This window comes from Mesorhizobium sp. M0052 (assembly GCF_040323255.1).
In the GTDB taxonomy this organism is placed as follows: domain Bacteria; phylum Pseudomonadota; class Alphaproteobacteria; order Rhizobiales; family Rhizobiaceae; genus Mesorhizobium.
In genome coordinates this window covers 1-24,253 of record NZ_JAMYUS010000018.1, presented here as the reverse complement: position 1 = coordinate 24,253, position 24,253 = coordinate 1, and the positions used below count along the sequence as shown (strand labels likewise).

Below are 24,253 nucleotides of genomic sequence, written 5' to 3'. Positions count from 1 at the left end.
GATCTCGAAGCGGCAGCTGCGCGCCAGGCGGATGGATGCCGATGGTCCGGACAAATGCAATCGGCCTCCTCCGGGCAATGGCGAAACGGCTTGCGGCACAATCGCGTCCGCAAGTCGAACAGCCTTGCATGAGGCAAGATTGCGTTGTGTCGCCCGAAATCCCAACATAGAAGACGAATATGATGGATGTCACGCAACCACGCAATGCCGGCATGGATGGGCATGAGCAAGCCCTGGACCTCACGCGGGGAATTGCCGCCTATGTCGACCACCCTCTCGTGGCCGGGCTGGCGCGCGTCATCGCCAAGCATCCGCAGGCCAATATCGCGAACGCCTTCAACCACAAGCAGGTCGCCTGCAAGATGTGGGCGCTCGACAGGCTTTTCGAAAGCTGCGGCGGTCGGTTCGAGCGCATATGGGTTCTGGGTGGATGGTACGGCGTATTGCCGGCGATGCTTTTCAACGACGCCCGCTTCGACATCGCGGCGATCGACAGCATCGACATTGATCCCGAAGTCGGCGCGGTCGCCCGGACACTCAACCGGCAAGCCGGCGACCGGTTTCAAGCGCTGACGGCAGATATGTACGCACTCGACTATGCCGCCGGCGGGCCCGACTTGGTGGTCAATACGAGCTGCGAACACATAGCCGACCTCAGCGCCTGGCTTGCCCTGCTTCCGCGGGGCACGAACGTGCTGCTGCAGTCGAACGACTATTTCAGCGAGCCGACGCACATCAACTGCGTGGCGTCACTTGCAGCCTTCGAAGCAATGGCGGCGCTGCGGCAGATCAGGTTCTCCGGCGAATTGCCGACAAAAAATTATACACGCTTCATGCTGATTGGAACTGTTTGAAGCGCTCGCGCAGGATTTGCGCCGAGCGCCGCGCCCCTTCCAGATCGAGGCGATGCGCGGCTGGCGCCGGTCCCGCAAGCGCCTGCTCGGTCGCATGCGCCAGACCTTCAGGCGTCAGGTCCTGTTCCGTCAGCACCGTTGCAAGACCGAGCTCTTCGAGTAACAGGGCGCGACGCGTCTGCTCGGTTTCCCCGCCGGCTGCAAATGGAACGAGCAGCGAGCGACACCCCGCGCGCAGGACATCGCAGACCGTGTTGTAACCGGCCTGCGAGACCGACAGGCGGGCGCCGGTCAACAGGCTGGCGAAATCCTCGCGGAACCGGAAGATGGACAGGCGTGGGGAGGCATCGCGTGAAATCGCGTCAAACTCGTCCTTCGGCAGGTTTGGGCCGGTGATCAAACACCATGTCCAGGCGTTATCGGCATTTCGCGCCGCCGCGACGGTGGATCTGACAAGGCTCTTTCCGGCCGCCCCGCCGCCAACCGACACCAGAACGTCGAAGCGCTCTGAGGCCGCTTGCGTCGGCGGCGCGGCAACGAGCCCGGTGTAGGCGACCTCGGCCCTGATCGCCCCAGCCAGCGGAAATGTCTTGTCGATGGTTGCGAAAGCCGGATCGCCATGGACCATGACAAGATCGAAATGCCTGTTGACGATATCGACCGTTTCTTCGTTTCGGCTCGGCTTCACGCGCTCCTGAAGGATGTCGCGGACGGACGCCGCCAGCAGCGGTCTGGGCGATGTCGCTTCGATGGCCTCGATCAGTGGCAAGAGTTCGAAACGCATCTGCCGGCGTCCAAAGGGAAACGCCTCGATAATGACGATGTCGGGCCTGTAATCCCGGAAAGCCTGCAGCAGCATCTCTGAGCGCCGCGTCTTGAAATCATCGTCGACGGCTTTGCCCTGCAGGTCGACAAGTCCGGAAAATCCTTCGTCACCGGAGGTGACAGGCGGCAGGGTCACGGATTTTACACCCGATCCCGGAAATCCCGCGATCGGCGCTCCGCCGGTCACGACGGTGACGTCGAACCCGTCATCGACCAGAGCCGCCGCAATGCGGCTGGCGCGCGCGAGATGGCCGATGCCGAGCAGGTGCTGAACATAGAAGAAAGCGCGCAGCCGCTTCATTCGGCGGCCCGCCACTCCCGCTCGAACAGTTCCTTGAGCTGTCCAATGCCTGCCACATGATCGAAATTGCTTCGCACGCGCCGCTCCGCGGCGTCGCCGAGGCGGACGCGCAGGACGGGATCGCGGATCAGGCGCTCCAGCGCCTGTGCCAGGGCAGTCGGGTTTTCCGAGGGAATCAGCAGCCCGGTTTCATCCGACGATAAAAGCTCCGGCACGCCGGAAATATCGGTCGACACGCAGGCAAGCCGCTGGCTGGCCGCCTCCACCAGAACATTCGGCAGGCCGTCCCGGTCGCCATCCGCGGTGATCCTGCAGGCCAAAGCGAAGATGTCGGCGCTGCGGTAGTGCTCAAGCACCTCCTCCTGCGCCAGCGCGCCTTTCCAGGAGACGCGCCCCTCCAGTCCGAGCCTTTGCGCCAGCGCCTTCAGCCGTTTCAGTTCCTCGCCGCCACCGATATGCTCGAAACACCACGCCAGATCGCCAGGCAAGAGGGCAAGAGCCTCCAGCAACGTATCATAGCCCTTCTTTTCAACGGCGCGTCCGACACTCAAGATCATGACCGGTTCGGCCGGCGCCGAGCCGTCACGCTGTTTTCGCGCCTCGCCGAAACTGCCGAAGCGGTCAAGGTCGAGCCCATGATAGCTCAGATGCACGGACGAACTGCCGTTGGCGAGTTTTTTCAGATGGTCGAAGCCGGTTTTCGTGCACGTGACCGTCCAGCGCGCCGAGGAAAGCTTGCCGGCCAGATCCCAGTCCGCCGACGTCCAGATGTCCTTGGCATGGGCTGAGCAGCTCCAGGGCAAGCCACGAAGCTGGCTGGCATAGCGCGTCACCGATGCCGGCGTGTGCGCGAAATGGGCATGCAGCCATCCGGCATCTTGCGGCCATTCGGCGGCCAACACGAGCGCTTGCCCGAAGCGGCGCGCGCGATTGCGGGTAAAGTCGCGGCGGATATCGGCAGCCAGCGATTTGAGCGCGCGCCAGAAGCCAGGCCGCGGCAGACAGGCAAACAGCGACCGAAGCACGCGCACCGGCTCTCTGTGCAGATATTCCGGCAGATAATGGACGGGGGCCTTGATCTCGTCATGCACGGGATGACGTTTTGCGTCGGTCGGCCGCCTGAGCGCGAAAAGTATCAGGTCGAACCCCGCACGCTCCAGACCGAGCAGCTCCTGCGCGATGAAGGTTTCCGACAGCCGCGGGTAGCCCTTCAGAACCACGACGATCTTGCGGTGTTGCAACTCAGTTCATGCCTTCAATGACCGAAAGGTGATGGCCGGCCCGCCGGTCGAGCAGTTCCGCGACGATTTCGGAAATATGAGGCAGCCCTTCCAGCGTCAGATGCGCATTGCTCTGCGATGGGCGCGGCCGGCCCGGCAAAACCTGCAGCGCATCGGCAAACCGCTGGGCATCCTCGGCCTCCTCGGGCAAAAGCATCTCGATGAGGCCGAGTTCGGCTGCGCGCCGTGCCCGGATCAGCTGTTCCTCGCGCGGCGTGACGCGCGGCACGATCAGCGCCGGCTTGTCGAAAGACAGTATCTCGCAATAGGTGTTGTAACCGCCCATCGCCACCACCGCCTTGGCGCCGGCAATCAGCTCTTCCATCCGGTTGTCGAATTCGATGATCTTGACGTAGGGGATCTTGGCCCCTTTCCTGACCAGCTTGTTGCGCTTGCGCGCCGGCATGTAGGGCCCAAGCACGATCAGCGCCCGGTGCTGCAATCGCGGATCCTGCTGATAGGCCTCGATGACGTTGTGGATCAGGTCGGCGCCGTCACCGCCGCCACCGGTGGTAACCAGGATATAGTCGCCCTCGGGCCGGTGGCCGGGCAACTGGTTCTGCTGCAGGCTCCGTTGCAGGAAACCGACGAACTTCATCTTTGCCCTGACCGCCGGCGGCACCTCCAGGCCGGTCAGCGGATCGTAGAAATCCGGCGGGCCATAGACCCAGACCTTGTCGTAGAACAGGCCGATCTTGCGCATCACATCCCTGCGTGCCCACTCCGCTTCGAGCAAATGCGGCGCGTCCATCACCTCGCGCAGGCCAAGCACGAGCGTGGTGCCCCGCGTCTTGAGGTAGGACAGCGTATCCTCGATCTCTCCGCGCAGCCCCAGCGGTTCCTTGTCGACGATGAAGATATCCGGCCGGAAGCTCTCGGCCGTGTGGCGGATAATCGACTGCCGCATCCTTAGCGTCTCATGCAGATCGATGTCCTTTTCGAGCGAGGTGTATTCGCCGTTGCGCAGCTTGATGACGCTGGGAATCTTCACGAAGTCGACGCGGGCGCGGTAGTCGAAGGCGCCGGCGATGGTCGCGCCCGAAATGATAAGCACCTGAAGACCGCGGAAATCCCCGACCAGCGAATGCGCGATCGTTCGGCAGCGCTGCAAATGGCCGAGCCCGAACGTGTCGTGGCTGTACATGAGAATTCGTGCGTCTTTTGCGTGCTGTGTCATTGTGAACGTCTTTTAGAATTCTCGCCGGACCGTGGGCAACCCCGCAGGCTTCGAAACCATTCTCGCGGGTCTAACGACCTGTTTTGAAACATGGGGGCGAGAGGTACGCAACGGCATTCTTCACCTGGCACGAATGCCAGGGGGCGCTGATTGTGGCGCCATGCCTTGTCTTCGCCGACGATAGACGGCCCGAGCACAAATCTCTGTCATGAGGCTTGACCCCGTGGAATTAAATGCCCTGCGGCCTGAGGCAGGCAAAGCGCACATTGCGAAAAATCAAGGGCGACCAAGGCGAAACGAGGCTGCCGCACATTGTGAGGAGAACCCGCACCTTGGGAAAATGCTTCATAATCCATCGAAACACAACGCCCGCCAGAGGCCGCACGTTGCGGCCTTTTATCCTGCCATCAGCCTTGGCCTGTGGCAAGCGTCCGGTCCTTGCACCGTTGAAGCTGGTGCAATCTCGCGTCATGCCGGCTTCCTCCGTCACGTGGAGCTAGCTCCGCCTCAATGAGATTTCGCAGGCAGGCGACCCATTCGCCAGATCCGTCACAAAGCTTTGCGTGAACACGCCGGCCGGAACGACGGCTACGCCAACCTTGCCCTTGTGGTGCGCGGCGTCGCCAGCAGCAGACTTGTCTCGCTGCCGGTTATCCCCGGGATGAGCCGTATCCGCCTAAGCACCGCGTCGAAATCGGTGAGCGACGCCGTTCCGAGTTCGACCACCAGGTCCCAGCGGCCATTGGTGGTGTGAATGGTCGAAACCTCGGCGAGGCCGCCGAGCGCCCGGACCACGCGGTCGGCGGCATGGCCCTCGATCTCGATCATCATCACGCCGCGTATCCGCTGGTCGACGGCGTCGGCGCGCAGCACCACCGTGTAGCCGATGATCTCGCCCGTTTTTTCCAGTCGCTCCATGCGCGCCCTGACCGTGGCGCGCGACACCCCGAGATCGACCGCGAGATCGGAGATGCTGCGCCGGGCATCATGCCTGAGCAGCGTGACCAGCCTTTCGTCCAGCAAGTCCATGATTCTATCCACTTTGACCAAAGCGACTTATCGGAATGATAAATCATTCTTCTCGAAATGCCAATTTCATCTGTTCAAACTGCCGGTCCAGGATGGTTCATTCCCGCATCAATTGCCCAATCAATTTGCAAGGACAACAAGAACCATGCGCTGCAGGATCGTTGGCGCGCCGGTGCAGGACGGCGCCGGCAGGATGGGATGCGAGATGGGGCCAAGCGCGCTGCGCACGGCCGGGCTTGTCTCGGTGCTGTCGGAACTCGGCCACCAGGTCGAGGACTGGGGCGCGGTGCAACCGGCCGCAGTGCGCGCACTCGTCCATGGCAATCTCGCGCTGAAGGCCCTGCCGGAGATTTCCGCCTGGACGGCGGCAATTGCCGAGACCGCCTATGCGGCTTCGCGGGACGCCATGCCGATCTTCCTTGGCGGCGACCACGCGATATCGGCCGGCACGGTGTCGGGCATAGCCCGCCGCGCCGCCGAACGCGGCCGGCCGCTCTTCGTGCTGTGGCTCGACGCGCATCCGGATTTCCACACGCTCGATACCACCGTCAGCGGCAATCTGCACGGCGTGCCGCTCGCCTATGCCAGCGGCCGGCCGGGCTTCAGCGGTTATTTCCCCGACCTGCCCGTCGCCGTCGATCCTGCCCACATCTGCGTCATGGGCCTGCGCAGCGTCGATCCGGCGGAGCGCCGCGCGCTGAGCGAAGCGGGCGTGACCGTGCACGACATGCGCACCATTGACGAGCACGGCGTCGCACCTTTGCTGCGCGCCTTCCTGGCCATCGTCGAAAAGGCAAACGGCCTGCTGCATATCAGCCTCGACGTCGACTTCCTCGACCCCTCCATCGCGCCGGCCGTCGGCACCACCGTGCCCGGCGGCGCCACCTTCCGCGAGGCGCATCTGGTGATGGAGATGCTGTCCGACAGCGGCCTGGTCTCCAGCCTTGATCTGGTCGAGCTCAACCCGTTCCTCGACGAGCGCGGCCGCACCGCCACGCTGATTGTCGACCTCGCCGCCAGCCTGATGGGCCGGCGCATCATGGACCGCCCGACCCGCAGCCATTCCGGAAGCATTGCATGACCCAGCCATCGCGCCTTGCCATCGTCCCCTTCGTCAGCGTCGACCGCATGATGAAGCTGGTGCTGACCATCGGCGTCGAGCGGTTCCTCACCGAACTCGCCGCCTATATCGAGGAGGATTTTCGCCGCTGGGAGCTGTTCGACAAGACGCCGCGCATCGCCTCGCACAGCCATGACGGCGTCATCGAACTGATGCCGACCAGCGACGGCCGGCTATACGGCTTCAAATATGTCAACGGCCATCCCAAGAACATGCGCGAGGGGCGCCAGACCGTCACCGCCTTCGGCGTGCTCGCCGATGTCGGCTCCGGCTATCCGATGCTGCTCACCGAAATGACGATCCTGACGGCGCTGCGCACCGCGGCGACCTCCGCTGTCGCGGCCAAATATCTGGCGCCGAAAGGCGCGCGCTCGATGGCCATCATCGGCAATGGCGCCCAGTCCGAATTCCAGGCTGTCGCCTTCAAAGCGCTGCTCGGCATCGACCGGCTGCGGCTCTACGACATCGACCGCTCGGCTTCGGAAAAATGCGCCCGCAACCTCGCCGGCAAAGGCTTTGACATCACCATCTGCGCCACCGGCCAGGATGCTGTGGAAGGAGTCGACATCATCACCACGGTGACCGCCGACAAGCTGTCCGCCACCATTCTGACCGACAACATGGTCGGTTCCGGCGTGCACATCAACGCGGTCGGCGGCGACTGCCCCGGCAAGACGGAACTGCACCGCGACATCCTTTTGCGCTCCGACATCTTCGTCGAGTTCTCGCCGCAGACGCGCATCGAGGGCGAAATCCAGCAGCTCCACGCCGACCATCCGGTGACCGAGTTGTGGCAGGTGATGACCGGCAAGGCGGAAGGCCGCAAGACGGCGGAACAGATCACCTTGTTCGATTCCGTCGGCTTCGCCACCGAGGATTTTTCCGCACTGCGCTATATCAGAGACCAGCTTCAGGCCACCGGCCTCTACGAGGAGCTCGACCTGCTCGCCGATCCCGACGAGCCGCGCGACCTCTTCGGCATGCTGCTCAGGGCAGCGCTGCAGCCGGCAGCCGCCTGAGGGGCTTCAGCCGCGCAACGGCGCGCAGCTCTCCCGTTCGACGAGCACCGGGGTGAGCACTTCGCGGCGCGAATGCGCCGCCGGCTCGGCAACCCGCTCGAGCAGCAGGCTGACCGCCCGCGTGCCGATCTTCTCGACCGGCTGTGCGATCGTCGTCAGTGGCGGCCAGGTGGTGACGGCATAGGGTATGTCGTCGAAGCCGATCATCGACATGTCGCCGGGGACCCGCAATCCGCGCCCGCGCAGCACTGTCAGCGCGCCCATGGCCATCAGATCGTTGCAGGCAAACAGCGCCGTGATCCCCGGCGCCTGCGCCATCAGCCGCTCCATCGCCATGCGGCCGCCGGCGAAGTGGTAGTCGGAATCCACCACCGAGGCCGGCTGCAGGTCGAGGCCGGCTTCCTGCAGCGCCCTGGCGAAGCCGCGCAGGCGGGCCGGGCTGGAGCTGGAATCGCGCGGGCCGCCGATGACGCCGATCTTCTCGTGGCCGAGCCCGGCCAGATAGCAGCCGGCGAGATAGCCGCCATAATCGTGATCGACCAGCACGGAATCGACATTGACCGAATGGATCTCGCGGTCGATCAGCACCGCCGGGACGCCGGGCAGAAGGCTGGAGAACACCCGCGCATGATCGGACGAGCCGGCAAAGATCAGCCCGTCGATCTGCTTGGCCATCAGCACCTGGAGGTAGCGCTCCTCCTTCTCGGCGCTGCCGTCGGAGTTGCACAGGATCACCGTATAGCCGGCAAGGAAGCCGGCATCCTCGATCTGGCGTGCCACGCCGGCGAAGAACGGATTGGAATTGTCCGGCAGCAGCAGGCCGATGGTCTTGGTCTCGCCGCGCCTCAGGCTCCGCGCCAGCGTGTTCGGACTGTAGCGCAAGGCGGCGATGGCCGAATGGACGCGCTCGGCCGTCTCAGGCTCGACATGGCGCGTGCGGTTCATCACATGCGAGACGGTTGCGACCGACACTCCGGCATGGCGCGCGACATCGGCAATCGTCGTCATTTCTTGTCCCCTAGTGCATGTCGCCCGGAGTGTCCGGCGGATCTGGGAAAATGACATCCATAAAACAAAAACCAAAAAGCGCGACGCGCTTTATCGGATCACCCTCAACAGCTTTTCCCGATAGGCGTCCAGGATGACGGCAAGCACAATGACAAGGCCTAGCACGATCGGCTTGAAATTGTCGCCGACGCCGAGCAGCTCGTAGCGAACGCCGGCGATCGGGCCACCGATGGTGAGACGCAACAGATAGAGTATGGCGAGAATGCCGGCGCGTTCTCCCTTCCGCCGGAGCGCTGTATCCTTCTCAGCCCAGTGATTCCCGCAGACAGGAAACCTTCATGAATGGCCTGACACCCATACTTTCCACCGTGACCGCCTCGTTCCTTGCCTCCTTCGTCGAAGTGGTCGAGGCCTTCACCATCGTGCTGGCGGTCGGCGTCACCCGCAGCTGGCGGCCAGCGCTGATCGGCGCGGCGCTGGCGCTGGCGGTGCTGGCGGCTCTGGTGCTGGCCTTCGGACCGCTGCTGGCGCTGGTTCCCATTACGGTGCTGCAGTTCGTCGTCGGCGTGCTCCTGGTCCTGTTTGGCATGCGCTGGTTGAGAAAGGCCATTTTGCGCAGTGTCGGCGTCATCGCCCTGCATGACGAGGAAGCAGCCTTTTCCAAGGAAACCGCCGCTTTGCAGCAGCAGGCCAATGACCGCCGCGCCGATTATCTGGCCGGGCTCGCAGCCTTCAAGGCGGTGCTGCTCGAAGGCGTCGAGGTGGTGTTCATCGTCATCGCCGTCGGCGCCGCGCATGCACAGACCTTCTATGCCAGCCTTGGCGCGTTAGCGGCCTTCGTCCTGGTAACGATCATCGGTCTTGCGGTGCACAGGCCGCTGGCGCGGGTGCCGGAAAACGCGCTCAAATTCGCCGTCGGCCTGATGTTGACAAGCTTCGGCATTTTCTGGACCGGCGAAGGCCTGGGCGCCGAGTGGCCGGGCGCCGATCTGGCGCTGCTGGCCATCTTCGCAATCATCGCCGTCGCGTGCTTCGCCATGGTGCGCTGGTTGCGCGCCAGCTACCCCAAGGCTGCACAAGGAGTTGCTCCATGAACGTCGTCCGCCTCATTCTAAAGGAGCTCGTCGGCATGTTCATCGACGACGGCAGCCTTGCGACGCTGGCGCTGCTGTTGATCGTGGCGATTGCCGCGGCAGTGAAGCTGCTGGCGTTGCCGCCGCTTGCCGGCGGCGTCCTGCTTCTGCCCGGCTGCCTCGTCATCCTGCTCTACAGCGTGCGCCGCGCTGCACGGCGCTCCGGTCAGTAGAGGGTGAAAAACACCGGCAGCATGCCGCTGATCCGCAACTGCTCAATCGTCTCGATGGCCGGGAACAGCGCCAGGAAATAGAGCCCGTCCGTGAATGTCCGCCGCAACGCCTTTGTCGAGAACCGGCGTTCGGCTTGATCGTGAAACAGCAGCGGGTTCGGCCAGAAAGGCGGCGTGCGTTCGGCATAGACGCTGTAGGCGGGGCCGAACTTTCCAAACAGGAACTCGGCTTCCTTGCGCGCCGTCACCCGGAACACCAGGTAGCTCACCAGAGCCAGCGCCGCCGCCACCAGCACCGAGCCGTACATCAACCCGACGCCCGCCGCGCCGACCGTGGAAAAGAAGTAGAGCGGGTTCCGGCTCATCGAGAACGGGCCGATGGTGACCAGCTCGTCGTTCTTCCTGCCGCCGACATAGAGAATGCTCCACAGACGGCCAAGGAAGCAGACCAGCACGAAGCCGATGCCCAGCGCCTCGATGTATTCGTGCCCGTCCGAGCCTTCGACGAGAAAGGGCTTGGTGAACAGCAACAGCATGACGGCGAGGGCTGCCGCCACTTGTATGACGAGCAGGCGCTTGTGCTGGTCGAACGCCTTCGCTGCCGGCTTGGGGGGAGCGTAGCTCATCATAGTTCCTGCTATCCGGCAGGGCTCATAGCGCCGGTGTCTCGCCACCCACTAGCGCTTCCGTGCGGCGATGGCGAGGCAACCGGCAGGAATTTCAGCCATTCTTACGAATTTGTAAGCGGGCGGACAGATTGCGGCGAGGTCGCCTGCCCATAGTCCTTGTGCCGGCCACGTGCCGGACATCGTTTCATCACCGCCTGGATATCGGCGCAAGACAGGAACACCAGCATGAAAAAGCTAACCCTCGCTTTCTCGCTCTGCGCCATTGCCATCGCCAACCCGGTCTTTTCAGCCGCTTCCGCTGCGACGCCTTGCGAAGACGCTCTGAAGGACCTGCGCGCGGCGGAAGCCTTGGCGGCGCTGAGCGCCGCGGACAAGACAAAAGTATCCGATCTCGAGGCCAAAGGCGTCGAGCGCTGCAATGCCGACGACGACAAGCGCGCCGACGACTTCTTCGCGCAGGCCATGAAGATCATGGGGAAGTAAGACCAAGCCTCGCCGCACGTACCGGGGAATAGGCCCGTCCCCGCCGAAACGACAAGGATCCCATCATGCTCTTGTCTGCAAGCACTGCACCCGCCGCACTGGCATCACCCAACAGGGTCCCTGATGTCACCGTCGAATTCTGGCTAATCAAGCTTTTGGCGGTCACCATGGGCGAGACGGCGGCCGACTATCTGGCCGTCAATCTTGGCTTCGGACTGACCGTCACCTCGCTGATCATGACCGGCATCCTTGTCGTCGCGCTGGCGCTGCAATTCGCGCAGAAGCGTTATGTGCCATGGGCCTATTGGCTGGCGGTGGTGCTGATCAGCGTCGTCGGCACCTTGATCACCGACAATCTGGTCGACAATTTGGGCGTCCGTCTGCAAACCACCACGATTGCCTTCACGGTCTTGCTCGCCGCGACATTCGCGGTCTGGTACGCCAGCGAAAGAACGCTCTCCATCCATACGATCGTCACCACCAGGCGCGAGATCTTCTACTGGCTGGCGATCCTGTTCACCTTTTCGCTCGGCACCGCGGCCGGCGACCTTGTCGCCGAGACGTTCGACATTGGCTATCTCACGACTGGCTTCTTGTTCGGCGCGGTCATCGTCTTCATCGCCCTCGGCTATTTCGCCTTCGGCCTCGACGCCATCCTCGCCTTCTGGCTGGCCTACATCCTGACGCGGCCGCTTGGCGCCTCGTTCGGCGACCTGCTGTCGCAGCCGGTCGAATATGGCGGCCTCGGCTTCGGCACCACCTTCACCAGCATGATCTTCCTGGGCTGCATCGTCGCCCTCGTTCTCTATATGAGTCTGAAGAAGGGCACCGGCGAAGCCGACAAAATCCTGCTTGAATCGGAGTAGATGCAAGCACCTGCACGCCCGCCTGACGCGACGAGAACGCGCCAAAACGTCAATGGATCCCTGCCGTGGGTCGCCCTGGGCAGCTATCGCGCTCACCTCATGGACGGAAGAATGAACTCCAGGAAATCCGGTTATAGCGGCCTCCAAATTAGCCTGCATTGGATGATAGCGGCGCTTGTCCTGTTCCAGCTCCTGTTCGGCGAAAACATGACAATCTATGTCGATGCGGCAGCGGACAGACGCCAACTGTCGTCCTACGGGCAGACCATGGGGTCCGCCCATTATTGGGTCGGCCTGGCGATCCTGTTGCTGGTGTTCGTGCGACTGGCCGTCCGCCTCTTCATCGGTGCGCCCAAGCCGCAATCCACAATGCCGAAATGGATGGCTTTCGCCTCACGCACAACGCATGCGCTGTTCTATGGCCTTCTCGTTGCCGCTCCTGTTTCCGGGCTTCTGGCCTTTTATGTTTGGAGCTGGATGGGCGATGTCCATACTTGGGCAAAGCCGGTATTCATCGTTCTGATCTGCATTCATGCCGGTGCGGCACTCTTCCATCATTTTATTCTGAAAGGCGCCGTGCTGCGCAGGATGCTTGTCCCTGCGCGCGATCCGGTCGGATGACACTTATGGACATGTGCAACGACCACGAGCGACCAGGCGCCGGCGGATATTCTAGGAACGGACCGCCGCCGGTGCTAGCATGCCGCTCTGGCAAAGCCTCGGCAACAGACCGGAACAGAGATGCGACTTCTCCTTGTTGAGGATGACCCCAGGACCGCAGACTATGTCGTCAAGGGCCTGAGCGAAGCCGGGCATGTCTGCGATCTGCTGCGCGACGGGCATGACGCGCTGTTTGCCGCGACACGCGACGCCTATGACGTGATCGTCGTCGACCGCATGCTGCCCGGCCTCGACGGCCTGTCGATGATCAAGGCGGTGCGGGCGGCGGGCGTGCGCACGCCGGCGATCTTTCTGACCTCGGTCGGCGGCGTCGACGACAGGGTTGAAGGGCTCGAGGCCGGCGGCGACGACTATCTCGTCAAGCCATTCGCCTTTTCCGAACTGCTCGCCCGCATCAACGCGCTCGGCCGTCGCCCTGCGGTGCAGGAGCTGAAGACGACGCTGCGCATCGCAGACCTCGAAATGGACCTGATCCAGCGCCGCGTCACCAGGCAGGGCCAGGCGATCGACCTGCAGCCGCGCGAATTCAGCCTGCTCGAAGTGCTGATGCGCGGCGAGGGCCGCGTCATCACCCGCACCATGCTTCTGGAACGGGTCTGGGATTTTCACTTCGACCCCAAGACCAGCGTCGTCGAAACCCATATCAGCCGGCTGCGCGCCAAGATCGACAGGCCGTTCGAAACCGCGTTGATCCACACCGTGCGCAACACTGGCTACAGTGTTCACGACTGAGGCGCGGCATGACAGAAACTTGCCATGACTGAAGCTTGCCATGACTGAAACGCACTATGACTGAGACAGGCTCTCGCCTGCTGCGCAGCACGCCGTTTCGGCTGGCCCTGACCTTCGCCTTGCTGTTCGTGCTCGCCTTCATCCTGTCAGGCGCCATCGTCTACCAGCTGATGAGCGCGGATCTTGCCGAGCAGCTCGACCAGTCGGTCAAGGAGACTTATTCGGTCGTGGCGGTGACCTATGCCGGAAACGACCGGGAGGATCTGGTTTCGGCAGTCGACAGCCACGCCGCGCTCAGCCCGAGCAAGGAACAGCTGTTCTCGCTCACCGATCCCGCCGGCAATCGCCTGGCCGGGAATTTCACCGCCGCCGACCTTCCCGATGGCTTTTCGGATTTTGCCGCTTCCCTGCCAGGCGTTGCGCCGGACACTATGTACCGCGCCTGGACCGGTTCGGTCGGGCCCAACAGCCTGACAATCGCCTTCTCGCTCTCCGAAACCGAGGAGCTGGAACGCATCGTTTTGATGAGCTTCGGCTGGGCCACCCTGATCATTTCAGGGCTGGCGGTGGCTGGCGGCGCCTTGCTGGCGTCGCGTGTGCAGCGTCGCCTCGACGGCATTGCCACCACCATGGACGATGTCTCCAACGGCCGGCTCGACGCCCGCATTCCACTGCTCGGCAATGGCGACGACATTGACGGCGTCTCGCGCCAGGTCAACGCCGCGCTGGAGCGGCTGGCGGCGCTGGTGGACGGCATGCGCCAGGTCAGCGCCGACATCGCGCATGATCTGAAGACGCCGCTCAACCGGCTGCAGATGATTTTGGAAGCTGCGGCCGACAGGACCGCGCGGGGTGAGGCCGTTGCCGATGAGCTGGCGGAGGCACGTGGGGAAAGCCTGCAGATCAACGATACTTTCGATGCGCTGTTGCGTATTGCCCAGATCGAGGCCGGCGCCCGCAAGTCGCGCTTTGTCGATCTCGACCTCACCGGCGTCATCGATGCCATTGCCGAAATCTACGCCGGTGTCGCCGAGGATGACGGCAAGTCGCTGTCGGCCACGATCGTCCACGGCACCCCATGCCTGGTCCACGGCGACCGCGACCTGCTGACGCAATTGTTTGCCAATCTGGTTGAGAACGCGCTGCGGCATTGCCCCGATGGCACGGCAATCCTTCTATCGGTGCGGCGGCAAGGCGACCGCATTCTGGCTGAGGTCGCCGACAATGGCCCCGGCATCCCGGCGCAGGAGCGCGAAAAAGTGTTCCAGCGGCTCTACCGGCTGGACTCCAGCCGCACCACGCCCGGCAGCGGCCTGGGCCTCAGCCTTGTGCGGGCCATCGCCGACCTGCATGGTGCAACGATTGCGCTGGAGGATCGCCGGCCTGGGCTGGCGGTAATTGTCGGGTTTCCTCGGGCGGAGGGCACCGGTCCCGGCTTGAAATGACAACGCCAGAGCCAGGTCGACCCCACTCCGTCGAGCGAAGCAGCGACGGAGTGGGGGAAGGCGCTCATGAAACGCCAAGTCGCTGACAACTTTCTCCAAGTTGATGATCGCATCCGACAAAGGCGGTCGCGATTAGCCTTGCACATGTTTCCACCCGGAACGGCTGCGGGTTGATCAAGATGACCGTTGAACCTATCGGCCCACCGCACCCCGGCGAAAATCCGAGGGCGACATCCCTGCCAGCTTGCGGAAGGATTTGTTGAAGGCGCTGAGCGAGCCGAAGCCTGAATCCATGGCGACGCGCAGCACATTGGCGTCTTCATGCATCAGCAGCGCCTGCGCGTAGCTCAGCCGCAGCAGATTCATATATTCGTTGAGCGTCATGCCGGTCGATTTCTTGAAAATGCTCATGGCGTATTTGGGATGGATGTCGGCCGCCGCCGCGATGTCGACGCAGTCTATGTCGTAGAGGAAATTCTCGGCGATGAAGTCGCACATGCGACCGACATTGCGCAGCGATTGCTGGTCGAACGGGCCGCCGGGTTCCTGGCCGATGGCGGTTTCCGGCACCAGCCGGTAGGGCTCGAAGCGCACCCGCTCCAACCGCAGCAGCAGCTCGTTCACGGCGTGCTCGGTTATCGCCGCATCGCCCGAGCGGAAATAGCGGTTCCAGCGCTCGAAATTGTGATGGTCGGCCTGGTCGGTCGCCGATGTCACCAGCGTGGCGCCGGTCATCAGCCTGTGGCGGACATCCGTCGGCAGATGCAGGCGGAAGAAATGCACCAGCGGCAGATGCGCGCCGGCATAGATGGCGTCGTCGGAGAGATCGTCCATCTGGTGCGGCAGCCCGCCCCAGAACAGGCACATGTCGCCCGCCGTGAGCGCGATCTCGTGCTCGTTCATGCGGTAGTGCACGCTGCCGCGGACGATGAAATTGACCTCGACCTGGGCATGCCAGTGCGGCTTCAGCATCACCAGCGGATGGTTGTGAAACATCTGCAAAGCCATCGGCAGGCCTTCGACGCTGCTGGCGCCAGGCTGGTAAAACGGCCGTTCCGGCATCTTACTTTCCGCCCATCTTTTATTCCCGTTGTCAGGGACAAGCCTTCCGCGCCGCCTAGTCTAGCCATGCTCGCGAAGAGAGAGCAAATGAAATGGGAGGATTTCAATGCGCACGACACTGATCTGTGCCGCGCTGGCGCTTGGCCTGGGCTCAGCCCCGGCTTTGGCGCAGTCCGGCGAAATTACGATCTGGAGCTGGAATATCGCCGCTTCGTCGCTGAAGGCGACGGTGGCCGGCTTCAACAAGCAGCATCCCAACGTCAAGGTCACCGTTCAGGATCTCGGCAACCAGCCGACCTATGACAAGTCGATCGCCGGCTGCGCGGCCGGCGGCGTCGGCCTGCCCGATATCGTCTCGATCGAAAACGGCGAGGCCGAGAATTACTGGAGCCAGTTCCCCGATTGCTTCGTCGATTTGCACACGCTGGGCTACACCGCCGACGACCAGAAGAAATTCCCGGACTTCAAGCGCACCGAACTGGAGGTCGGCGACAAGGCCTATGCCATGCCGTGGGATTCCGGCCCGGTAGCCGCCTTCTACCGCCGCGACTTCTACGAGAAGGCCGGCGTCGATCCGGCCTCAATCAAGACCTGGGACGATTTCATCGCCGCCGGCAAGAAGGTCCAGGCCGCCAATCCCGGCGTCACCATGACCAATGCCGATTTCAACGGCGACACCGAATTTTTCCGCATGATTTCCAACGAACAGGGCTGCGGCTATTTCGCCGCCGATGGGCAGTCGATCACCGTCAACCAGCCGAAATGCGTCGACACGCTGGCCAAGATCAAGGACATGAAGGACGCCGGCATCATCTCGTCGGCCGACTGGGGCACCAAGATCACCAACAACACCGCCGGCACCGTCGCCACCCAGGTCTATGGCGGCTGGTATGAGGGCACCATCCGCACCGAATCCGCCGGCGAAAACGGCAAATGGGGTGTCTATCTGATGCCGAGCCTGACCGCCGACGGCCCGCGCGCCGCCAATCTCGGAGGCTCGTCGCTCGCCATCACCTCAGCCTCGAAGAACAAGGAGGCCGCCTACGCCTATCTGAAATACACGCTCGAGACCAATGAAGGCCAGATCACCATGCTCAGGGATTTCGGCCTGGTGCCGTCACTGATCTCGGCCCTCGACGACCCCTACGTCTCGCAGGGCCTGCCCTATTGGGGCGGCCAGGCAGTGTGGAAGGACATTCTCGCCACGCTGCCCAAGGTGGTGCCGAGCCGCGGCACGCCGTTCCAGAGCGACGCCGAAATCATCATGCGCGCCGTGCAGACCAAATATCTCGGCGGCGGCTATCCCGATGCCAAGGCCGCCCTCGACGACGCCGCCAGCCAGATCGCTTCGGCGACGGGACTGCCGATCAAGTGACCAAGGCGGTGATGCTGGCGGGCCAGATATAGGGCAATTTGCCGGACTGTTGGCGCTGCCCCTCACCTGCCTGCCGGCATCCTCTCCCCGTATAGTGGCGGGGAAAGGGACGCTCTCGCCCAACAGTTCGCCAATTGCCGGCGGCGTCCGCCGGCTAACAACACGCCGGATATCAACCGGGAAAGAGGAAGGAGGAGGAAACCATGCGCTACCAGAACGCCACGGCCTATCGCTTCCTTACGCCCTACCTTCTGATCTTTGCCATCTTCTGGGTGTGGCCGATCATCTCCTCGTTCATGATTTCCTTCCAGGCGACGCGCACGGTGCCCTGGCGCTTTGCGCCGACGTTCAACTGGGGCCGCCTGATCGGCGACCCCGCTTTCTTCAACGCGCTGAAGAACACGCTGCTCATCCTCGTCATCCAGGTGCCGGTGATGATCTCGCTGGCGATCATCATGGCGGTGCTGCTGAACTCGCCGCTGCTGAAAGCACGTGGCCTCTACCGCTTTGCCTTCTTCGCTCCGGTGGTGGTCGGCGAGGTCGCCTATTCCGCCGTGTTCCGGCTGATGTTCAACCTGGATTTCGGCATCATCAACAAGCTCCTCGCCGGCGTCGGCCTGGCCAAGATCGACTGGTTCTCCAACGTCACACCGGCCATGGCGCTGATCATGATCGCGGTAACCTGGCGCTGGGCCGGCTACAACGCCATCATCCTGCTCGCCGGCCTGCAGTCGATCCCCGAGGACGTCTATGAAGCAGCGACGCTCGACCGCGTCAGCAAGCTCAAGCAGTTCTTCTACATAACGCTGCCGCTGCTCAAGCCGGTCATCGTGTTTTGCGCCGTGCTGTCGATCATCGGCACGATGCAGCTGTTCACCGAGCCGTTCCTGATCACGGAGCGCGGCGGCCCCGGCGGCGGCACCGAGACGCTTGGCCTGCTGCTCTACCGCCAGGGTTTTCGCTCGCTCAATTTCGGCTACGCCTCGGCCGTCGCCTACACCATGGCGGGGCTGGCAATCGCCATCACGCTGGTGCAGCTGTGGCTGACACGAGAGCCGAAATGAGAGGGGAGCCGAAATGAGTTCGCTGTCGCAACGCCGGCTCGGCCGCAGCGTCCTGCTGCATCTGGTCCTGACACCGCTGGCGGTGATCTGGCTGTTTCCGCTGTGGATGATGGTGGTGTTTTCGACCATGCCCGACAACGGCATTTTCAGCCCCGGCATCGAGCTTCTGCCGCACGGCAATTTCGTCGACAATTTCAACAACCTGCAGCGCGACACCAATTTCGTCGGCGCTATCGGCATTTCGGTGGCGGTGGCGGTGACCTACACCTTCTTCTCGGTGCTGCTGACCTCGATGGCCGGCTGGGCGCTCGCCCGCTATCAGTTCTTCGGCAAGGGCGCGGTGGTGGCGATCATCCTCGGCACCATCACGCTGCCCTATGCGGTGGTGCTGATCCCGCAATTCATCATGGTGGCGCGCGACTTCCAGCTCGCCAACACCTGGATTGCGCTGATCGTGCCACCCTTGTTCAATTCGCTGGGCGTGCTGTTCATGCGCCAGGCTTTCTCGATGATGCCGGCCGACCTTTTCGACGCGGCACGTGTCGAGGGCGTCAAGGAATGGCGTATCTTCCTGTTCGTCGCTTTGCCGCTGGCGCGGCCGATGCTGGCGGCGCTCGCCATCATCCTGTTCCTCGCCTCGTGGAACAATTATCTCTGGCCGCTTTTGATCAACAGCCAGCCCGGCGCGATGACGGCCCCTGTGGCGCTCGGCACGCTGATCGGCCTGACCAAGGTCTCATGGGGCGGCATCATGGCCGGCGCCGTCATGCTGACCGTACCGATGCTGGTCGTCTTCGTGCTGCTGCAGCGCCATTTCATCGCCGGCATCGCCGCCGGTGCCGTCAAGTAGGGACAACAGCGATATGGCGGCAGTCACCCTCACCAATGTCGTAAAACGCTTCGGCGTCTATGAGATCATCCATGGCGCCAACATCGATATCGCCGATGGCGAGTTCGTCGTCTTTGTCGGCCCGTCGGGTTGTGGAAAATCGACGCTGCTCAGGATGATCGCCGGGCTGGAGGATATCAGCGGCGGCGAGATCGCCATTGGCGGCAAGGTGATGAACGATGTCGAGCCGGCCGAGCGCGGCATCGCCATGGTGTTCCAGTCCTACGCGCTCTACCCGCACATGAGCGTGGAGCAGAATCTGAGCTTTGGCCTCAGGATGACCGGCAACCCCAAGGAGGACACCGAGCGGCGGGTGAAGCGGGCCTCCGAAATCCTGCGCATCACAGAGTTGATGGCGCGGCGGCCGAGGCAATTGTCCGGCGGCCAGCGCCAGCGCGTTGCCATCGGCCGCGCCATCGTGCGCGAACCGCAAGTCTTCCTGTTCGACGAGCCGTTGAGCAATCTCGACGCCGAGCTGCGCGTCCAGATGCGGGTCGAGATCTCGCGCCTGCACAAGGAACTCGGCACAACGATGATCTATGTCACCCACGACCAGACCGAAGCGATGACGCTGGCCGACCGGATCGTCGTGCTGCGCGGTGGCCATGTCGAGCAGATCGGCCGGCCGCTCGATCTCTACCACAATCCCGACAACCAGTTCGTCGCCGGCTTTGTAGGCTCGCCGAAGATGAATTTCATCAAGGGCCGCGTCGTCGGGCGCAACACGAGCAGCGTCACCGTCGAGCTGGCGGGCGAGGAAAAGACCCGCATTATGCAACCGTTGACCGGCGCCGTGCCGCAAACAGGAGCCAAGGTCATTGTCGGCGTGCGGCCCGAACATTTCGGCAATGGCGGCGAAGGCGAAGCCGACCTCACCGTCGGCATCGACGTGGTCGAGCATCTCGGCGGCACCAGCTTCATCTATGCCAGGACCGCCCATGGCGAAGACCTGGTGATCCAGCGCGACGCGGCAAAGGTCCCCGACACCCAGGAGATCACCGTGTCCATCCGCAAATCCTATCTGTTCGATGAAGACGGCCAGCGGCTGCGCTGAGCGCTTCCAGCCTTGCAAGGAGAATGACCATGACTGCAACCGCGCCCCTCCGCTGGGGGATACTTGGGCCCGGCGACATCGCCAAAGCGTTCGCCCGCGGCGTGGCAGGCTCGCGCACCGGCACGATCGTGGCGCTCGGCGCCCGCAATCCCGGCAAGGCAGGCCTGGCCGAGACGTTTCCCGGCGCCCGCATCCTCGACGGTTACGACGCGCTGCTCGCCGACCCCGAGGTCGACGCCGTCTATATCGCCATCCCGCATCCCGGCCATGCCGAATGGGGAATCAAGGCGGCGGAAGCCGGCAAGCATGTGCTGTGCGAAAAGCCGCTGGCGCTGACCGCCTTCGAGGCCGACGCCATGATCCATGCCGCGCGCAAGGCCGGCACCTTCCTCGGCGAAGCCTTCATGTACCGCCTGCACCCGCAGACGGCGAAGCTGGTCGAGGTGATCCAGTCGGGCGTCATTGGCGATGTCAGGCTGATCAAGTCGAGCTTCGGCTTCGCCATGCCGGGCTTCATGCCCGAGCACCGGCTCTACGCCAACGATCTCGCCGGTGGCGGCATTCTCGACGTCGGCGGCTATCCCGTCTCCATGGTGCGGCTGATCGCGGGCGCTGCCACAGGCAAACCCTTCGCCGAGCCGGACAAGGTTGTCGGCACCGCCCATCTCGGCAAGTCCGGCGTCGACGAATGGGCCTCGGCGCTGCTGCATTTTCCCGGTGGAATCGTTGCCGAGGTATCCTGCAGCATCTCGCTCAAACAGGACAATGTCCTGCGCATCCTCGGCACCAAGGGCCGCATCGAGGTGCCGGATTTCTGGTTCGCCGGCGGCGGCAACCGCGATGGCGGCCCTGGCCGGATCGATGTAATTCTCGCCGACGACACGCGCGAGACCATCAGCCTCAACGAAACCCGCCATCTCTATTCCTTTGAGGTCGACGCCGCCGGCGAGGCGATCCTGGCCGGCAAACAGGAATTCGCCTGGCCGGGCATGGGCTGGGCCGACAGTCTCGGCACGCTGCGTGTGCTCGACAAATGGCGCGCTGCCGTAGGGCTCGAATATGAAATCGAAAAGCCGGCTAAGCGAACCAACACCCTTTCGGGCCGGCCGCTGCGCACCGGCGGCACCGCCATCGGCAAGCGCAAGATTCCGGGCCTGTCGAAGCCGGCCTCCGTGGTGGCGCTCGGCTTCGAGGATTTCCGCACCTTCTCGTCGGGCGCAATCCTGCTCGACGCCTTCTTCGAGGCCGGCGGCAATCTGTTCGACACCGGCTATGTCTACGGCGCCGGCTACACCGAAACGCTGCTTGGCCAGTGGCTCAGGAATCGCGGCGTGCGCGAGCAGTCGGTGATCATCGCCAAGGGCGCGCACTCGCCGCTCTGTTATCCCGATGTCATCGGCAAGCAGCTCGCCCAGTCGTTGGACCGGCTGCAGACCGACCATGTCGACCTCTATTTCATGCACCGCGACAACCCGGATGTGCCGGTCGGCGAATTCGTCGATGCGATGGACGCCGAGGTCAAGGCCGGCCGCATCCGTGGCCCGTTCGGCGGCTCGAACTGGACGATGGCGCGCATGGACGAGGCGATTGCCTATGCCGAGCGCACCGGCAAGCAGAAGCCCGGCGTGCTCTCCAACAATTTCTCGCTGGCCGAGATGCTGGAGCCGATCTGGGCCGGCTGCATCACCTCGTCGACCGACGACTGGAAATCCTGGCTGACGAAAAGGCAGATGCCCAACTTCGCCTGGTCGAGCCAGGGCCGCGGCTTCTTCACCGACCGCGCCGGCCGCGACAAGCAGGACAATGAGGAGCTGGTGCGGGTCTGGTATTCCGAGAAGAACTTTGGCCGCCGCGACCGCGCCATCGAGCTGGCGCAGCGCCTGGGCAAAAGTCCGATCCACATCGCGCTCGCCTATGTGCTGGCGCAGCCTTTTCCGTCGGTGCCGTTGATCGGCCCGCGCACGCTGGACGAGTTGGAGGACAGTTTGAAGGCGCTGGATATCAAGCTGTCGGCGGAGGATGTGGCGTGGCTGGATAGCGGGCCGGAAAGGCGGCGGGCTTAGCAGCTAATCTCCCCCCTTGGGGGGGATGTCGCCGAAGGTGACAGAGGGGGTCGCCTCGCGTGGAGCGCTAACCTCCTTCTGCAGCGGCAGGTAGGCCGAGCCCAGTCGAACCGACCCCCTCTGGCCTGCCGGCCATCTCCCCGGCACGGGGGAGATTAGCGGCTCATGCGTTCCACCTACCGATCGATCCGGGTCGACAAAATTATCGACGACGACGTCCGCTCGACCCCGTCCATCGCCCCGATCTCGTCCAGCAACGCATCCAGATCCCTGATCGACGGCGCGTCGACGATGACGATCATGTCGAAATTGCCGCTCACCGAGTGCAGCGTCCTCACCGGCGTCAGCGCCTGCAGCGCCCGCACCACCTTGTCGGCGAGCTTGGGCGTGACGGTGAGCAGCACATGCGCCCGCACCAGCCCCTGCTCGTAGTCCGGCGCCATCCGCACGCCATAGCCGGTGATGATGCCGCGCTGTTCCAGCCGCTCGATCCGGCTCTGCACCGTCGTGCGCGAAACGCCGAGCTGGCGCGCCAGCTCAGTGGTCGACGCGCGGGCATTGGCGCGCAGCAGGGAAAGCAGTTTTTGTTCGGCGTCACTGAGCATTTCGACGAACCTCGTCGGCGTATCGTTCAATTGCAGGGTTCATTTCGAACGATCCCACGCTTCCTTTCGACAGGCAAGCTGCGATTCTTGAAGGCATCGCGTCCACCGCGCGGCGGTCTGGGCCAAAGAGTTTTCACGAGGGGCAAGGTCATGAAGAAAATCATCGTCGTCGGCGCCGGCAAGATCGGCTCCACCATTGCAGGCATGCTCGCCGACAGCGGCGACTACCACGTCACCGTTATCGACCGCGCGGCGGCGCAGCTTGCCGCGGCCGAACTTCCCGCCGGCGTCGAGGGGCTGGAGCTCGATATCGCAGCGCCGGGCGCACTCGAGGCCGCCCTTGCCGGCGCCTTCGCCGTGCTGAGCGCCGCCCCCTTCCATTTGACCACGCGCATCGCCGAAGCGGCCGCCGCCACCGGCGTGCACTATCTCGATTTGACCGAGGATGTCGTCTCGACCCGCCGCGTCAAGGAGCTGGCCAAGTCGGGCAACAGCGCCTTCATTCCGCAATGCGGCCTGGCGCCGGGCTTCATCTCGATCGTCGCCAACGATCTCGCCAGCCGCTTCGACACGCTGGAAAGCGTTCGCATGCGCGTCGGCGCGCTGCCGCAATACCCGTCCAATGCGCTGAACTACAATCTGACCTGGAGCACCGACGGCGTCATCAACGAATATTGCGAACCCTGCGAGGCGATCGTCGAGGGCGAGCTGATCGAGGTGCCGCCGCTGGAGGAGCGCGAAGAGTTCTCGCTCGACGGCGTCACCTATGAGGCCTTCAACACCTCTGGCGGTCTCGGCACGCTGGCCGAGACGCTGAAGGGCAAGGTGCGCACGCTGAACTACCGCACCATCCGCTATCCCGGCCACGCGGCGATCATGAAGGCGCTGCTCAACGATCTCGGCCTGCGCCACCGCCGCGACGTGCTGAAGGATATCTTCGAGAGCGCCCTGCCGGCAACGCTGCAGGACGTGGTCATCGTCTTCGTCACCGTCTCGGGCCGCCGCAATGGCCGCCTGCTGCAGGAAACCTACGCCAACAAGATCTATTCGCAGCGCATCGGCAACCAGGTGCGCAGCGCAATCCAGATCACCACCGCGTCCGGCATCTGCGCCGTGCTCGACATGCTGGCCGACGGCACCTTGCCGGCGACCGGTTTCGTCAAGCAGGAAGACATCGCGCTGGATGCGTTTCTCGCCAATCGTTTTGGGCGCGCTTATGCGCAGCACGAGATGGTGAGCCGGCTCGCAAGCTGAGCTACTTCACCCTCCCCCTTGTGGGGAGGGTCGGCGCGCAATCGGAGCGAAGCGGAGATGGCGAGACGGGGTGGGGGTGAGCGCTGACGGTCGGCGAGGACCCCACCCCGCTCCGCTCCGCGGATCGACCCT

The 24,253-nt window shown here is 63.6% G+C and carries 26 protein-coding genes; 16 read left to right on the top strand and 10 right to left on the bottom strand.

Translation table 11 applies throughout. The features are described 5' to 3' along the window. Positions 1-182: 182 nt before the first annotated feature. On the top strand, positions 183-854 hold the full coding sequence (locus NKJ77_RS22860) for a class I SAM-dependent methyltransferase (RefSeq protein ID WP_084558991.1): 672 nt from the start codon (positions 183-185) through the stop codon (positions 852-854). Here the strand turns inward: NKJ77_RS22860 and NKJ77_RS22855 are convergent. The 5 genes from NKJ77_RS22855 to NKJ77_RS22835 all read right to left on the bottom strand — a co-directional run bounded on the left by NKJ77_RS22855 (position 832) and on the right by NKJ77_RS22835 (position 5,466). Next, complete coding sequence (locus NKJ77_RS22855) at positions 832-1,980, bottom strand: glycosyltransferase family protein (protein WP_352535798.1); 1,149 nt, start codon at positions 1,978-1,980, stop codon at positions 832-834. The two genes, NKJ77_RS22860 and NKJ77_RS22855, sit on opposite strands and share 23 nt — an antisense overlap. Beyond that, positions 1,977-3,221 (bottom strand): glycosyltransferase, encoded by a 1,245-nt coding sequence (locus tag NKJ77_RS22850; protein ID WP_352535797.1) that lies wholly within the window; start codon positions 3,219-3,221, stop codon positions 1,977-1,979. The genes NKJ77_RS22855 and NKJ77_RS22850 overlap by 4 nt, the downstream gene beginning before the upstream one ends. Position 3,222: 1 nt before the next feature. Then, the gene (locus tag NKJ77_RS22845) at positions 3,223-4,437 is read right to left on the bottom strand and encodes a glycosyltransferase family protein (RefSeq protein WP_023672150.1); all 1,215 of its coding nucleotides are present in this window, start codon (positions 4,435-4,437) and stop codon (positions 3,223-3,225) included. Positions 4,438-4,666: 229 nt separating this feature from the next. Next, positions 4,667-4,927 (bottom strand): hypothetical protein, encoded by a 261-nt coding sequence (locus NKJ77_RS22840; RefSeq protein ID WP_352535796.1) that lies wholly within the window; start codon positions 4,925-4,927, stop codon positions 4,667-4,669. 98 nt (positions 4,928-5,025) lie between these two features. Next, complete coding sequence (locus NKJ77_RS22835) at positions 5,026-5,466, bottom strand: Lrp/AsnC family transcriptional regulator (RefSeq protein ID WP_023685065.1); 441 nt, start codon at positions 5,464-5,466, stop codon at positions 5,026-5,028. Positions 5,467-5,611: 145 nt separating this feature from the next. On the opposite strand from NKJ77_RS22835, the gene rocF reads away from it, so the two are divergent. Beyond that, complete coding sequence (gene rocF, locus NKJ77_RS22830) at positions 5,612-6,547, top strand: arginase (protein ID WP_352535795.1); 936 nt, start codon at positions 5,612-5,614, stop codon at positions 6,545-6,547. Further along, positions 6,544-7,605, top strand: a complete 1,062-nt coding sequence (ocd, locus tag NKJ77_RS22825) for an ornithine cyclodeaminase (protein ID WP_023692901.1) — start codon at positions 6,544-6,546, stop codon at positions 7,603-7,605. The genes rocF and ocd overlap by 4 nt, the downstream gene beginning before the upstream one ends. A 6-nt stretch (positions 7,606-7,611) precedes the next feature. Here the strand turns inward: ocd and NKJ77_RS22820 are convergent, their stop codons facing one another. After that, the gene (locus NKJ77_RS22820; protein WP_352446137.1) at positions 7,612-8,613 is read right to left on the bottom strand and encodes a LacI family DNA-binding transcriptional regulator; all 1,002 of its coding nucleotides are present in this window, start codon (positions 8,611-8,613) and stop codon (positions 7,612-7,614) included. A gap of 90 nt (positions 8,614-8,703) precedes the next feature. Next, positions 8,704-8,856: a hypothetical protein gene (locus tag NKJ77_RS22815; protein ID WP_023831912.1), complete on the bottom strand. Its 153-nt coding sequence runs from the start codon at positions 8,854-8,856 to the stop codon at positions 8,704-8,706. 95 nt (positions 8,857-8,951) lie between these two features. Here NKJ77_RS22815 and NKJ77_RS22810 point away from each other — a divergent pair, with 95 nt between their 5' ends. Further along, entirely contained in the window at positions 8,952-9,707 is a 756-nt protein-coding gene (locus tag NKJ77_RS22810; protein ID WP_352535794.1) for a COG4280 domain-containing protein, read from the top strand. Further along, on the top strand, positions 9,704-9,919 hold the full coding sequence (locus NKJ77_RS22805; RefSeq protein ID WP_023672157.1) for a hypothetical protein: 216 nt from the start codon (positions 9,704-9,706) through the stop codon (positions 9,917-9,919). The genes NKJ77_RS22810 and NKJ77_RS22805 overlap by 4 nt, the downstream gene beginning before the upstream one ends. Here NKJ77_RS22805 and NKJ77_RS22800 read toward each other — a convergent pair. Further along, complete coding sequence (locus NKJ77_RS22800; RefSeq protein ID WP_023685059.1) at positions 9,913-10,545, bottom strand: methyltransferase family protein; 633 nt, start codon at positions 10,543-10,545, stop codon at positions 9,913-9,915. The genes NKJ77_RS22805 and NKJ77_RS22800 overlap by 7 nt on opposite strands. 228 nt (positions 10,546-10,773) lie before the next feature. Between NKJ77_RS22800 and NKJ77_RS22795 the strand changes: the two genes are divergently transcribed. From NKJ77_RS22795 to NKJ77_RS22775, 5 genes are all read left to right on the top strand, one after another. After that, positions 10,774-11,031 carry a hypothetical protein gene (locus tag NKJ77_RS22795; protein ID WP_023685058.1) on the top strand — a complete coding sequence of 86 codons (258 nt, stop codon included), beginning with the start codon at positions 10,774-10,776 and terminating at the stop codon, positions 11,029-11,031. A 65-nt stretch (positions 11,032-11,096) separates the two neighbouring features. Continuing rightward, a complete protein-coding gene (locus NKJ77_RS22790) occupies positions 11,097-11,897 on the top strand; it encodes a COG4705 family protein (RefSeq protein WP_031195614.1) in 801 nt (266 codons plus the stop codon). Next, a complete protein-coding gene (locus NKJ77_RS22785; RefSeq protein WP_245266152.1) occupies positions 11,898-12,518 on the top strand; it encodes a cytochrome b in 621 nt (206 codons plus the stop codon). A 120-nt stretch (positions 12,519-12,638) separates the two neighbouring features. Next, the gene (locus NKJ77_RS22780) at positions 12,639-13,310 is read left to right on the top strand and encodes a winged helix-turn-helix domain-containing protein (protein ID WP_023672160.1); all 672 of its coding nucleotides are present in this window, start codon (positions 12,639-12,641) and stop codon (positions 13,308-13,310) included. 56 nt (positions 13,311-13,366) lie between these two features. Further along, positions 13,367-14,755: a HAMP domain-containing sensor histidine kinase gene (locus NKJ77_RS22775; RefSeq protein WP_023692904.1), complete on the top strand. Its 1,389-nt coding sequence runs from the start codon at positions 13,367-13,369 to the stop codon at positions 14,753-14,755. A gap of 192 nt (positions 14,756-14,947) precedes the next feature. On the opposite strand, the gene NKJ77_RS22770 is transcribed toward NKJ77_RS22775, so the two are convergent. Next, positions 14,948-15,817: a helix-turn-helix domain-containing protein gene (locus tag NKJ77_RS22770; protein ID WP_023831916.1), complete on the bottom strand. Its 870-nt coding sequence runs from the start codon at positions 15,815-15,817 to the stop codon at positions 14,948-14,950. A 106-nt stretch (positions 15,818-15,923) separates the two neighbouring features. Here NKJ77_RS22770 and NKJ77_RS22765 point away from each other — a divergent pair, with 106 nt between their 5' ends. From NKJ77_RS22765 to NKJ77_RS22745, 5 genes are all read left to right on the top strand, one after another. Further along, the gene (locus NKJ77_RS22765) at positions 15,924-17,192 is read left to right on the top strand and encodes an ABC transporter substrate-binding protein (RefSeq protein ID WP_023831917.1); all 1,269 of its coding nucleotides are present in this window, start codon (positions 15,924-15,926) and stop codon (positions 17,190-17,192) included. A gap of 203 nt (positions 17,193-17,395) precedes the next feature. Beyond that, the gene (locus NKJ77_RS22760) at positions 17,396-18,256 is read left to right on the top strand and encodes a carbohydrate ABC transporter permease (protein WP_023672163.1); all 861 of its coding nucleotides are present in this window, start codon (positions 17,396-17,398) and stop codon (positions 18,254-18,256) included. A 13-nt stretch (positions 18,257-18,269) separates the two neighbouring features. Continuing rightward, positions 18,270-19,106, top strand: a complete 837-nt coding sequence (locus NKJ77_RS22755; protein ID WP_023672164.1) for a carbohydrate ABC transporter permease — start codon at positions 18,270-18,272, stop codon at positions 19,104-19,106. Between the two features lie 13 nt (positions 19,107-19,119). After that, positions 19,120-20,199, top strand: coding sequence for an ABC transporter ATP-binding protein (locus NKJ77_RS22750; protein WP_352535793.1), 1,080 nt, complete (start codon positions 19,120-19,122; stop codon positions 20,197-20,199). A 29-nt stretch (positions 20,200-20,228) separates the two neighbouring features. After that, positions 20,229-22,262: an aldo/keto reductase gene (locus tag NKJ77_RS22745; protein ID WP_023698108.1), complete on the top strand. Its 2,034-nt coding sequence runs from the start codon at positions 20,229-20,231 to the stop codon at positions 22,260-22,262. A gap of 176 nt (positions 22,263-22,438) precedes the next feature. On the opposite strand, the gene NKJ77_RS22740 is transcribed toward NKJ77_RS22745, so the two are convergent. Continuing rightward, entirely contained in the window at positions 22,439-22,867 is a 429-nt protein-coding gene (locus tag NKJ77_RS22740) for an Lrp/AsnC family transcriptional regulator (protein WP_023726713.1), read from the bottom strand. A gap of 150 nt (positions 22,868-23,017) precedes the next feature. Here NKJ77_RS22740 and NKJ77_RS22735 point away from each other — a divergent pair, with 150 nt between their 5' ends. Continuing rightward, positions 23,018-24,121 (top strand): saccharopine dehydrogenase family protein, encoded by a 1,104-nt coding sequence (locus NKJ77_RS22735; protein ID WP_023672168.1) that lies wholly within the window; start codon positions 23,018-23,020, stop codon positions 24,119-24,121. Positions 24,122-24,253: the final 132 nt, after the last annotated feature.

Bases quoted from the DNA above. Each gene is read 5' to 3' on its own strand.
- NKJ77_RS22845 (WP_023672150.1), bottom strand. From the start codon at position 4,437: ATGACACAGCACGCAAAAGACGCACGAATTCTCATGTACAGCCACGAC.
- NKJ77_RS22810 (WP_352535794.1), top strand. From the start codon at position 8,952: ATGAATGGCCTGACACCCATACTTTCCACCGTGACCGCCTCGTTCCTT.
- NKJ77_RS22760 (WP_023672163.1), top strand. From the start codon at position 17,396: ATGCGCTACCAGAACGCCACGGCCTATCGCTTCCTTACGCCCTACCTT.
- ocd (WP_023692901.1), top strand. From the start codon at position 6,544: ATGACCCAGCCATCGCGCCTTGCCATCGTCCCCTTCGTCAGCGTCGAC.
- NKJ77_RS22755 (WP_023672164.1), top strand. From the start codon at position 18,270: ATGAGTTCGCTGTCGCAACGCCGGCTCGGCCGCAGCGTCCTGCTGCAT.
- NKJ77_RS22820 (WP_352446137.1), bottom strand. From the start codon at position 8,613: ATGACGACGATTGCCGATGTCGCGCGCCATGCCGGAGTGTCGGTCGCA.
- NKJ77_RS22775 (WP_023692904.1), top strand. From the start codon at position 13,367: ATGACTGAGACAGGCTCTCGCCTGCTGCGCAGCACGCCGTTTCGGCTG.
- NKJ77_RS22860 (WP_084558991.1), top strand. From the start codon at position 183: ATGGATGTCACGCAACCACGCAATGCCGGCATGGATGGGCATGAGCAA.
- NKJ77_RS22740 (WP_023726713.1), bottom strand. From the start codon at position 22,867: ATGCTCAGTGACGCCGAACAAAAACTGCTTTCCCTGCTGCGCGCCAAT.
- NKJ77_RS22745 (WP_023698108.1), top strand. From the start codon at position 20,229: ATGACTGCAACCGCGCCCCTCCGCTGGGGGATACTTGGGCCCGGCGAC.
- NKJ77_RS22780 (WP_023672160.1), top strand. From the start codon at position 12,639: ATGCGACTTCTCCTTGTTGAGGATGACCCCAGGACCGCAGACTATGTC.
- NKJ77_RS22785 (WP_245266152.1), top strand. From the start codon at position 11,898: ATGCAAGCACCTGCACGCCCGCCTGACGCGACGAGAACGCGCCAAAAC.
- NKJ77_RS22735 (WP_023672168.1), top strand. From the start codon at position 23,018: ATGAAGAAAATCATCGTCGTCGGCGCCGGCAAGATCGGCTCCACCATT.
- NKJ77_RS22790 (WP_031195614.1), top strand. From the start codon at position 11,097: ATGCTCTTGTCTGCAAGCACTGCACCCGCCGCACTGGCATCACCCAAC.
- NKJ77_RS22765 (WP_023831917.1), top strand. From the start codon at position 15,924: ATGCGCACGACACTGATCTGTGCCGCGCTGGCGCTTGGCCTGGGCTCA.
- NKJ77_RS22770 (WP_023831916.1), bottom strand. From the start codon at position 15,817: ATGCCGGAACGGCCGTTTTACCAGCCTGGCGCCAGCAGCGTCGAAGGC.
- NKJ77_RS22835 (WP_023685065.1), bottom strand. From the start codon at position 5,466: ATGGACTTGCTGGACGAAAGGCTGGTCACGCTGCTCAGGCATGATGCC.
- NKJ77_RS22795 (WP_023685058.1), top strand. From the start codon at position 10,774: ATGAAAAAGCTAACCCTCGCTTTCTCGCTCTGCGCCATTGCCATCGCC.
- NKJ77_RS22855 (WP_352535798.1), bottom strand. From the start codon at position 1,980: ATGAAGCGGCTGCGCGCTTTCTTCTATGTTCAGCACCTGCTCGGCATC.
- NKJ77_RS22800 (WP_023685059.1), bottom strand. From the start codon at position 10,545: ATGAGCTACGCTCCCCCCAAGCCGGCAGCGAAGGCGTTCGACCAGCAC.
- NKJ77_RS22805 (WP_023672157.1), top strand. From the start codon at position 9,704: ATGAACGTCGTCCGCCTCATTCTAAAGGAGCTCGTCGGCATGTTCATC.
- NKJ77_RS22750 (WP_352535793.1), top strand. From the start codon at position 19,120: ATGGCGGCAGTCACCCTCACCAATGTCGTAAAACGCTTCGGCGTCTAT.
- rocF (WP_352535795.1), top strand. From the start codon at position 5,612: ATGCGCTGCAGGATCGTTGGCGCGCCGGTGCAGGACGGCGCCGGCAGG.